The following is a 9,067-nucleotide window of genomic DNA, read 5'->3' as shown; positions in this document are numbered from 1 at the left end:
CCTCCCGCCGCAGACTCGGGATACCTCCCCACCACGGGGCTGCCCGGGCCCGCCCCGGCCCCTGGACCGCCCGGGAAGCCACCCGGCACCGGGCCGCCGTGCCCGGCCGCCACCCCCGCCACGACTCGCGCCGGATCCCCGGGGAACCCACCCACAACCGGCTCGCCGCGCCCTGCCGGACCTCCCGCCGCAGACTCGGGATACCTCCCCACCACGGGGCTGCCCGGGCCCGCCCCGGCCCCTGGACCGCCCGGGAAGCCACCCGGCACCGGGCCGGCCTGCCCGGCCGCCACCCCCACCACGACTCCCGCCGGATCCCCGGGGAACCCGGCCGCCACCGGCGCGCCCCGCCCTGCCGGACCTCCCGTCACGGGCCCGCCCGGGACCGGCCGGACTCCTGTGGGGTCCCCGGGGAAAACGTCCGGTGCGGGGCCGCCCCACCCGGTCGGCGTCCCCGCCGGGGGCTCGGTCCGCCGGCCCGGCGGGGGCGGTTCGCGGTGGCCGGCGTCCGCCGGGGCCTGCTCGCGGGGGCTGCCGAAGCGGGCTCCGCGCGGGGCGGGGTTCGGAGCCGTCTCGTCGGCGCCCGGCGGCGGGGTGAAGACCGGGGGCTCGGGGGCCGCCGAACCGGCGTACCGGGCGCCCCCCGAGCGGCGCCCGCCCCGCAGCCACCGCCCCTCGGCGCGCCCGACGGGCCGTTCACCGTCCTCGGGCACCCGCTGCCGCGGGACCCCTTCCAGCGGCTCGTCCCCGGGGGACCGGGCACCGGCGCCCGCCGGAACGGGGTTCACGGGCGCAGCGGGCCCCGGCCGGGGCGCTCCGTCGGCGGAGCCGGTGCGTGCGGGCCCCGCCTCCGGAGGCCTCGGTCGGTCCGGGCCGGGAACGGATCCCGTGCCCGCTGGGCCGCCGGGCACCGCGGGACCCGGCGCGGCCGGGGCCGCAGGGGCCTGGGCCGCTTCCCCGGCAGGGGACACGGCGGCCAGGCGGGACGTCAGGTCGGCCTGGCGGGACGTGGCACGGGTGGCGTCGTCGCGGGTCCACGCCAGCTCCCGGGACAGGGCTTCCGCCTGCGCCGGGTCGCTCGTGGCGGAGAGCCGCGCCGTGAGGTGCCGCAGGGCCGCCTCCGAGTCCGCGCGCTGCGCCGCCGACGCCGCCAGCAGCGTCCGCAGCTCCGCTTCGCCGCCCGGCAGCCGGTCCCAGGCCGTGACGGCCGCCGCCCGCAGCCGGGCCGCGTACGCGGTCTCCCGCCCGGCGAACTCCGCGCCCCGGGCCACCGCCAGGTCCGCGAGGAGGGACTCCACCACGTCCCACGGCGCCATCGCGCGCCCGTCGAGGCAGGCCCGCACGCCGTCCGGGTCCCGGCGCAGGAACTCGCCGTACCAACCCGCCCCCGGATCCAGCCTCTGCGTCAACCCCCGCAAATAGTCGGCGAGTTGTATGATCACCAGCGAAGTCGCGGTCTCCATGGACCGCATTCGATCGCACGAGTGTTACGGGCGGGCTACGCCCACTTCAAACCTTGACGGCGATCGCGGTGTGCGGCCGCTTCCCCAGTCGGACCACCGCGGCGGGCAGGTCCAGCGCCCAGAACTGCCACGTGTACTTGCGGGACATCAGCTTGCGCACCCGCTTCAGACCCGCCTCGTCCAGGAGCCTCGCCTCGCCCTCCGCCACCGGCGCCCCCTCGGCCACCCGCCCCTTCACGTCGCACGGCGCGACGGTGACCCGCGCGTTGTTGCGGATCCGTTTCACCTTCCAGGTGTCCGTGCGCGTCCACACGTACAGCTCACCGGCATTCGCGTCGGCCACCGCCCACACCGGCGTGGCGACGGGCGTGCCGTCCTTGCGGAAGGTGGTGAGGCTGACGTACCTGCCCCGGTTGAGCTCGTCGAGAGTCGCGGTCCCAGTCATGGCGTGAGCCTAACCCTCGGTCATCGCAGCACGCCGGAGAACGACACGGGCCCGGACGTCAGGCGGGCACCAGGGCGCAGCGGCGGATCACGTCGTCCAGGGAGAGCCCGAGGGCCTCGGCGAGGGCGGCGACGGTGAAGAAGGCGGGCGTGGGCGCCCGGCCGGTCTCGATCTTGCGGAGGGTCTCGGCGGACAGCCCGGCGCCGGCCGCGACCTCGACCATGCTGCGCGCGCCGCGGGCTTCCCGCAGCAGCGCGCCCAGCCGCTCGCCGCGCTCGCGCTCTTCCGGGGTCAGGGGGGTACGCACCATGTGGCCAGCCTACCCCGCCACGCCAATAAGTATCCCGGTAAAGTTATACCGGTATAGTTATTGGCATGATGGAACTGAAGACGGACCGGTCGATCGACGAGATGCGCGCCGCGGGCCGGGTGGTCGCGCACGCCCTGGCCGCCGTGCGCGAGAGCGCCGGAGTCGGTGTCTCCCTGCTGGAACTGGACCGGGTGGCGCGGGCCGTGCTGCGCGAGGCGGGCGCCACCTCGCCCTTCCTGGGCTACCGGCCGCGGTTCGCTCCGGTGCCCTTCCCGGCGGTGGTCTGCACCTCGGTCAACGACGCGATCGTGCACGGCGTCCCGAACGGATACCGGCTGCGCGACGGCGACCTGGTCAGCATCGACTGCGGCGCGAAGCTGGGCGGCTGGGTGGGGGACGCGGCCGTCAGCTTCACGGTCGGCCGGCCCCGCCCCGCCGACCTGCGGCTCATCCGGGTTGCGGAGGCGGCCCTCGCGGCCGGCATCGCCGCCGCCGTGCCGGGCAACCGGATCGGCGACATCGCCCACGCGATCGGCACGGTGTGCCGCCGCGCCGGGTACGGGATCCCCGACGGCTTCGGCGGCCACGGCGTGGGCCGCACCATGCACGAGGACCCGGGCGTCCCCAACGAGGGCCCGCCGGGGCGCGGCGTTCGGCTGCGCCCCGGCATGGTCCTGGCGATCGAGCCGATGCTGATCGCGGGCGGTACGGACGACTACACCTGCGACGGGGACGGCTGGACCCTGCGCACCACCGACGGCAGCCGCGCCGCGCACGCGGAGCACACGGTCGCGATCACCGCCGACGGCCCGAGGATCCTGACCGCCCTGTAGCCGTGACGGGTTACGGCTTGCCGTGCGGGCGTACGACCATCGCCGAGCCGCCGCCGCGGCGGGTGGTTTCGGCGGCCGCCAGCCAGCGGCCGTCCGGCAGACGCTGGACGCCCGTGGCGGCGCCGATCTCGGGGTTCTGCCGGAAGCCCTGGCCCAGGGCCTCCAGCTCCGCGCGCAGCGGGCTGTCCCACAGGCCCGGCTCCAGCTCGGTGGTGGTCTGGTTGCGCTGGCTGGCCCGCGGTGCGGCGATCGCGTCGACGAGCGGCAGGCCCCGGTCCAGATGGCCGGTCAGGGTCTGCAGGACGGTGGTGATGATGGTGGCGCCGCCCGGGGAGCCGACGGCCAGGACCGGCCGGCCGTCCTGGAGGACGATCGTCGGGGACATCGAGGAGCGCGGCCGCTTGCCCGGGCCGGGCAGGTTCGGGTCCGGCACTCCGGGGGCGGCCGGGGCGAAGGAGAAGTCCGTCAGCTCGTTGTTGAGCAGGAAGCCGCGGCCCGGCACCGTGATCGCGCTGCCGCCGGTGGACTCGATGGTCAGGGTGTAGGAGACCACGTTGCCCCAGCGGTCTGCGACCGTCAGGTGGGTGGTGTTCTCACCCTCGTAGGTGGTCGGGGCGGCCTGCCCGGTGGTGGCGCAGGGCGCGGGGCTGTGCGGATCGCCGGGGGCCAGCGGGCTGGTCAGGGTGGAGTCGGGCTTGATCAGGCAGGCACGCGAGTCGGCGTACGCCTGGGAGAGCAGTTCCTTCGTCGGGACGTCCTGCGCGGCCGGGTCGCCGACCCAGCGGCCCCGGTCGGCGAAGGAGATCCTGGAGGCCTCGATGAAGCGGTGCAGGTACTGGGCCTCGGAGAGCTTCGAGAGGTCGCTGCCCTCCAAAATGTTCAGGGCCTCGCCGACGGTGGTGCCGCCGGAGGAGGACGGCGCCATGCTGTAGACGTCCAGGCCTCGGTAGCCGATCCGGGTCGGGGCCTGCCGTTTGGTCCCGTACGCCCTCAGGTCCCCGCTGGTCAGGTCGCCGGCCCGGACCTTGCGGGTGGCGGCCGGGTCGACCGGGGGCGTGCGGACGGCCCGGACGATGTCCTCGGCGAGCGGGCCCCGGTAGAGCGCGCCGGTGCCCTTGCGGCCGAGTTCCTCGTACGTGGCGGCCAGGTCGGGGTTCTTGAAGGTGGAGCCGACCACCGGCAGGGCTCCGCCCGGCAGGAACAGCTTCGCGGTGTCCGGGAAGTCCCTGAACCGGGCCTCGTTGGCGGCGGTCTGGGAGCGGAAGGTGGCGTCCACGGTGAAGCCGTCGCGGGCCAGTTTCTCGGCGGGGCGCAGCAGTTGGCCGAGCGGTCGGGTGCCCCAGGCGTCGAGTGCGCTCTTCCAGGTGGCGGGGGTGCCGGGGACGCCGACGCCCAGGCCGCTGGTCTGGCCCTCCGCGAAGGGGATCGGGACGCCGTTCTCCTGGAAGAGGGTGGACGTGGCGGTGGCGGGGGCGGTCTCGCGGCCGTCGATGGTGTGCACGCGGCGGGACCCGGCGTCGTAGTAGACGAAGTAGCCGCCTCCGCCGATGCCCGCCGAGTACGGCTCGGTGACCCCGAGTGCGGCGGCGGTGGCGACGGCCGCGTCCACCGCGTTGCCGCCGGAGCGCAGCACGGCGATGCCCGCGGCGGAGGCGTCGGCGTCGACGCTGGCGACGGCCCCGCCGTAGCCGGCCGCGACGGGCACCTTGGCCGGGGTGCCCGTGTTGCCGGGCGGGGCGGCGGCCCCGGTGGAGACGAGTGCTCCGGCGAGGGCGACGAGCGCTAACTGACGTGCGGCGGGACGGTGCATCCGGACCTCCAGTGGCAGCGTGCGCCGAGCCTAGCGGCCGTACTGGCACCCCGTCAGGGCATCGAATGCGCGGCCCGGTTCGCCGGTCGGCGCGGCCGTGCCGCACCGAGGGCGTCCGGGTGCGGACGCGGTCCGGTGGCTCCGGGCCCGCCCGCACCCCACCTGAGCGGTACCGGCCCCGTGAACCCGCCACCCGGATGCCTTAGCATCCCGCGCATGAACGACGACCTGCGCAACATCGTGCTCGGGGTGATAGCCACCGCCGTCAGCGGCGGTTTCGGCTGGTTCACCCGGACCTACCAGTGGCGGCGGGCGCTGCGCCGCAAGCAGGCCTTCTTCGGCCTGCCCACCGGCTCCGACTGCCTGTTCGTGGTCAACCGGCAGATGGGCGGCACCGATGCGTCCCTGCACCGCAACGATGCCTTCGCACTGCTGGAGATATCCGCGCTGATCAAGGACTGCGGGGCGAACCTCCAGATCGTCACCCACGACACCGCCCGCCAGGGCTTCGGCGAGCGGGCCGAGTTCTGCGTCGGCGGGCCGGTGTCAAACGCCCGGACGACGGCGCACCTGACCTCCATGCTCCCGGGGGTGCACGTCGACGTGTCCACCGAGCCCGGTCCGGACCGGGGGTCCATCCGCGTCGGCGGGGAGACGTACCGCTGGCAGCGAGGTCTGGTCGAGTACGTGCTGCTGGCGCGGCTGACGACGGAGCGGGGCTCGCGGCCGGTGTTCCTGCTGTCGGGGCAGACCGCCAACAGCAACCAGGCCGCCGCCCGTTACCTGGCCAGGCACCACCACAAGCTGGCCCGCAAGTACGACGGGAACTCCTTCTGCCTCGTGCTGAAGGTGGTCAACTCGGACGCCTACGGGCCCGACGTGTCGGAACTGGTCGCGGACGTCACCTCGGCGGCCCGGACACCCGTAGCGGCAGCCGTGTGATCCCGTTGATGAAGTTGGAGACCAACCGGCGTGGAGCACCCGCCAGTTCGGGCGGGGGCATGGCCGCGCACCACTCCTCGTAGAGGGTGCGCAGCTGGAGCCGGGCGAAGTGGGCGCCGAGGCAGACGTGCGGGCCGTCGCCGAAGGAGACGTGCGGGTTGGGCGTGCGGTTCAGGTCGAGCCGGCCGGGGTCGGTGAAGACGTGTCCGTCGTGGTTGGCGGAGGCGTGGAAGACCACGACCTTGTCCCCGGCCCGGATCGACCGTCCGGCGAGCGTGGTGTCCACGGCCGCCGTGCGGCGGAAGCTGAGCACCGGCGGGTGGACGCGCAGCAGTTCCTCGACGGCCCGGTCCTGCGGGGCGCGCCCGTCGGCGAGCGTCCGGTAGGCGTCCGGGTCACCGGCGAGCGCCAGCAGGCCTCCGGGGGCGGCGCTGCGCACGGTGTCGTTGCCGGCGACGGTGAGCAGGAAGAAGAACATCTCCAGTTCGGCCGGGTCGAGTCCGGCCAGGGCCAGGGCGGTCATCACGTCGTCGCCGGGGTGTGCGCGCTTGTGGGCGGCGAGTTCGCGGGCGTACGCGAACATCTCGCCGAGCAGGGCCGGGGAGCGCGGGTTGAGGGGTTTGCCGTCGGGGTCGAGGAGCGGGGCCGGGGCGTCCTCGGGGTCCTGGTAGCCGATGATCCGTACGGTCCATTCGAGCAGCAGGGCGCGGTCGGAGGCCGGGACGCCCAGCAGGTCGGTGAGGTTCAGCAGGGCGTACTCGTCGGTGACGGTCCGCACCAGGTCTGCGGAGCCGTCCTCGGCGCCGTCCCGGGCGGCGGCGAGCAGGGATCGGGCGCGGTCCCGGACGCGGCCCGCGAAGGCGTCGACCCGGGCGGGGGTGAAGGCGCGGGAGACGAGCCGGCGCAGCCCGCCGTGGTCGGGGGGATCCTGGTTGAGCATGGTGCGGCGCAGGAAGGGCAGGTCGGCCGGGTCGGGGTCGCGGATCTGGGTGGCGCCCAGCCAGGAGGAGTACGTGCGGTGGTCGCGCAGGACGCGTACGACGTCCGAGTGCCGGGTGACGGCCCAGAAGCCGGGGCCGACGGGCCAGCCCAGGATCTCGGGCTCCGCCTGCCAGGCCACCGGGTGCCGCTCGCGCAGCAGCCGGTAGCGCTCGTGGGGGACGCCCTCGGCGTAGACGCGGGGGTCGAAGACGTCGGGGACGTCATCGGCGTGATCCACCTGATCCATGGGGCCACGGTGGCGGCCGCCGGCCCTTCCGCGCAAGGGGACGGTCCGGGCCCGGGCCGCCGGACAGGCCCTACGGCAGGCCGTCGCAGCCGACCGCTTCGAGGGAGCCCGTGGGCCCCTTGAGCACGACCGTGATCCGGGCCCCCTTCGCTCCCGTGGAGGCGAGGCTGCACACCAGCTGGCGGCGGGCGTTGTCCGTCAGGTCCTCGGCCGCGAACGGCAGCCGCGCGGTGATCTCGTTCCGCGGCCCGAAGGAGACCGCTGCGGAGTCCAGGCGCCAGCCGTGGAGCGAAGGGACCTCGGTGGTGAGCCCCGCTTCCTGCTCGCGCTGGCCGGGGCCGTCGAGCAGCCGGTTGAGCACCTCGAACGGCGGCACCTTGGGCATGTCCCGCTGCGGGGACGGCACGAGACGGCCGCCCGGGCCGAGGAAGTAGAGCACGGAGAAGCCGTCCGGGCCGGCCACGACCACGGTGGCGGCGGAGCCGCTGTCGACCGGCCCGGTGGGCTTGATCCCGCATCCGGCGAGCAACAGCGGGCCCAGCAGCGCGGCTGCGGTGGCCAGCGCCCGTACCCGGGTCATGCGCGGGCCTCCAGGGGCATGTCGAGGGTGAACACCGCTCCCCCGGCCGGCCCGTTGGCCGCGCGGAGTGTGCCGCCGTGCAGGCGCGCGTTCTCCAGGGATATGGCGAGGCCGAGGCCGCTGCCCGCCGAGCGGGTGCGGGCCGCGTCGGCCTTGAAGAAGCGGTCGAAGATGTGCGGGAGCACTTCGGGGGCGATGCCCGGCCCGCTGTCGGCGACCTCGATGAGCAGCCGCTCGCCGTCCTCGTCCGACCCGGGGCCGGTCCGTACGGTGACCCGTACGGGTGCGCTGCCGTGCCTGAGGGCGTTGCCGACGAGGTTGGCGAGGATCACGTCGAAGCGGCGCGGGTCGAGGCGGGCGCGGACCTCGGCGGCCGGGTCGGAGGCGACGAGCACCCTGCCGTCGTCCCAGTGGCGGCGCTCCAGGGTCTTGCGGACGGCTTCGGCCAGGTCCACGACGTCGAGGTTGAGCTCGGCGGCGCGGGCGTCGAAGCGGGAGATCTCCATGAGGTCCTCGACGAGGACGGCGAGCTTCCCGGTCTCGGCGCTGATCAGCCGCAGGGCCTTCGCGGTGTCCGGGTCGAAGTGCTCGGCGTCCTCGTCGAGGACCTCGGTGACGGCGAGCATCCCGGCGAGCGGGGTGCGCAGTTCGTGCGAGACGTCGGCGGCGAAGCGGCGGGCCCTGACCTCGGCCTCCTGGAGTTCGGTCACGGACTGTTCGAGGGCGCGGGCGGTCTCGTTGAAGGTGCGGGCGAGCCCGGCGAGTTCGTCGGCGCCCCGGACCTCGATACGGGTGTCCAGGCGGCCCCGGCCCATCTGCCGGGCGGCCTCGCGCATGTCCCGTACCGGGCGGAGCACGCTGCGCGCGGCGAGCAGCGCGGGGATCAGGGCGATGGCGAGGCCGGGGACGGCTCCCTGCTGGGCGGCGTCGACCATGGCCTTGACGGTGGCCCGTTCGGCATCGAGCGGCATGGTGGCGTAGAAGACGACGCCGGTGGCCTCGCGGACCCCGTCGTGGACGAAGACGGCCGCCATGGCGACGACGAGGTACGGGTTGCCGAAGCGGTCCTCGACGCGCTGGAAGGCTCCGTGCGGGTGGACCGTCACGTTCCGGCGGAGCGCGTCGGTGACCAGGGGGGAGGTGGTCGGGCTGATGTTGGAGGAGGCCCGCAGCGTGCCGTACTCGCCGAAGATCGTCCAGGGGTGCGGCTTGCCCCGCTTGGCGATGTCGCTGACGCGGCTCTGGAGTTCCTCCTGCTCCATGGGCAGTTGCATGCCCTCCTGCTCGATCTGGTCGCGCAGGGTGGAGACGGCGGTGTCCTGGGTCTGGGTGAGGATCGCGTTGCGAGCCTTCTGGTAGGTGAGGGCGGCCGTGCACACCGCGGTGATGGCGGCGACCAGGAGGAAGGCCGCGATCAGCCGGGTGCGCAGGCCGAGCGGCGCGATGCGTCTCACCT

8 protein-coding genes and 1 pseudogene are annotated in these 9,067 nt (G+C 74.8%); 2 read left to right on the top strand and 7 right to left on the bottom strand.

Annotated features, from left to right (window positions below):
* The 3 genes and pseudogenes from ACIQ5Y_RS31150 to ACIQ5Y_RS31140 all read right to left on the bottom strand — a co-directional run.
* Window positions 1–1,463: pseudogene (locus ACIQ5Y_RS31150) on the bottom strand (hypothetical protein); the annotation flags it as partial.
* Window positions 1,464–1,509: 46 nt separating this feature from the next.
* Window positions 1,510–1,908: a PPOX class F420-dependent oxidoreductase gene (locus ACIQ5Y_RS31145; RefSeq protein ID WP_403887846.1), complete on the bottom strand. Its 399-nt coding sequence runs from the start codon at window positions 1,906–1,908 to the stop codon at window positions 1,510–1,512.
* A gap of 58 nt (window positions 1,909–1,966) precedes the next feature.
* Window positions 1,967–2,218, bottom strand: a complete 252-nt coding sequence (locus ACIQ5Y_RS31140; protein WP_384595243.1) for a helix-turn-helix domain-containing protein — start codon at window positions 2,216–2,218, stop codon at window positions 1,967–1,969.
* Window positions 2,219–2,283: 65 nt separating this feature from the next.
* Between ACIQ5Y_RS31140 and map the strand changes: the two genes are divergently transcribed.
* Window positions 2,284–3,051, top strand: a complete 768-nt coding sequence (gene map / locus ACIQ5Y_RS31135; protein ID WP_403887843.1) for a type I methionyl aminopeptidase — start codon at window positions 2,284–2,286, stop codon at window positions 3,049–3,051.
* 10 nt (window positions 3,052–3,061) lie between these two features.
* Here the strand turns inward: map and ggt are convergent, their stop codons facing one another.
* Window positions 3,062–4,861, bottom strand: a complete 1,800-nt coding sequence (gene ggt / locus ACIQ5Y_RS31130) for a gamma-glutamyltransferase (protein WP_403887840.1) — start codon at window positions 4,859–4,861, stop codon at window positions 3,062–3,064.
* 216 nt (window positions 4,862–5,077) lie between these two features.
* Here ggt and ACIQ5Y_RS31125 point away from each other — a divergent pair, with 216 nt between their 5' ends.
* Complete coding sequence (locus tag ACIQ5Y_RS31125) at window positions 5,078–5,803, top strand: hypothetical protein (RefSeq protein ID WP_403887837.1); 726 nt, start codon at window positions 5,078–5,080, stop codon at window positions 5,801–5,803.
* Here ACIQ5Y_RS31125 and ACIQ5Y_RS31120 read toward each other — a convergent pair.
* From ACIQ5Y_RS31120 to ACIQ5Y_RS31110, 3 genes are all read right to left on the bottom strand, one after another.
* Window positions 5,763–7,031 carry a cytochrome P450 gene (locus tag ACIQ5Y_RS31120; protein ID WP_403887834.1) on the bottom strand — a complete coding sequence of 423 codons (1,269 nt, stop codon included), beginning with the start codon at window positions 7,029–7,031 and terminating at the stop codon, window positions 5,763–5,765. The two genes, ACIQ5Y_RS31125 and ACIQ5Y_RS31120, sit on opposite strands and share 41 nt — an antisense overlap.
* Before the next feature lie 70 nt (window positions 7,032–7,101).
* On the bottom strand, window positions 7,102–7,611 hold the full coding sequence (locus ACIQ5Y_RS31115; RefSeq protein ID WP_403887831.1) for a hypothetical protein: 510 nt from the start codon (window positions 7,609–7,611) through the stop codon (window positions 7,102–7,104).
* Entirely contained in the window at window positions 7,608–9,065 is a 1,458-nt protein-coding gene (locus ACIQ5Y_RS31110) for an ATP-binding protein (RefSeq protein WP_403887828.1), read from the bottom strand. The genes ACIQ5Y_RS31115 and ACIQ5Y_RS31110 overlap by 4 nt, the downstream gene beginning before the upstream one ends.
* Between the last annotated feature and the right edge of the window lie 2 nt (window positions 9,066–9,067).

Source organism: Streptomyces sp. NPDC096339 (assembly GCF_044762985.1).
Taxonomy (GTDB): Bacteria; Actinomycetota; Actinomycetes; order Streptomycetales; family Streptomycetaceae; genus Streptomyces.
Note: the sequence above shows the minus strand (reverse complement) of the source record. Positions and strands in the feature narration are given on the sequence as shown.

Coding starts and splice junctions, on each gene's coding strand:
- ACIQ5Y_RS31145 (WP_403887846.1), bottom strand. CDS start 1,908: ATGACTGGGACCGCGACTCTCGACGAGCTCAACCGGGGCAGGTACGTC.
- ACIQ5Y_RS31140 (WP_384595243.1), bottom strand. CDS start 2,218: ATGGTGCGTACCCCCCTGACCCCGGAAGAGCGCGAGCGCGGCGAGCGG.
- map (WP_403887843.1), top strand. CDS start 2,284: ATGATGGAACTGAAGACGGACCGGTCGATCGACGAGATGCGCGCCGCG.
- ggt (WP_403887840.1), bottom strand. CDS start 4,861: ATGCACCGTCCCGCCGCACGTCAGTTAGCGCTCGTCGCCCTCGCCGGA.
- ACIQ5Y_RS31125 (WP_403887837.1), top strand. CDS start 5,078: ATGAACGACGACCTGCGCAACATCGTGCTCGGGGTGATAGCCACCGCC.
- ACIQ5Y_RS31120 (WP_403887834.1), bottom strand. CDS start 7,031: ATGGATCAGGTGGATCACGCCGATGACGTCCCCGACGTCTTCGACCCC.
- ACIQ5Y_RS31115 (WP_403887831.1), bottom strand. CDS start 7,611: ATGACCCGGGTACGGGCGCTGGCCACCGCAGCCGCGCTGCTGGGCCCG.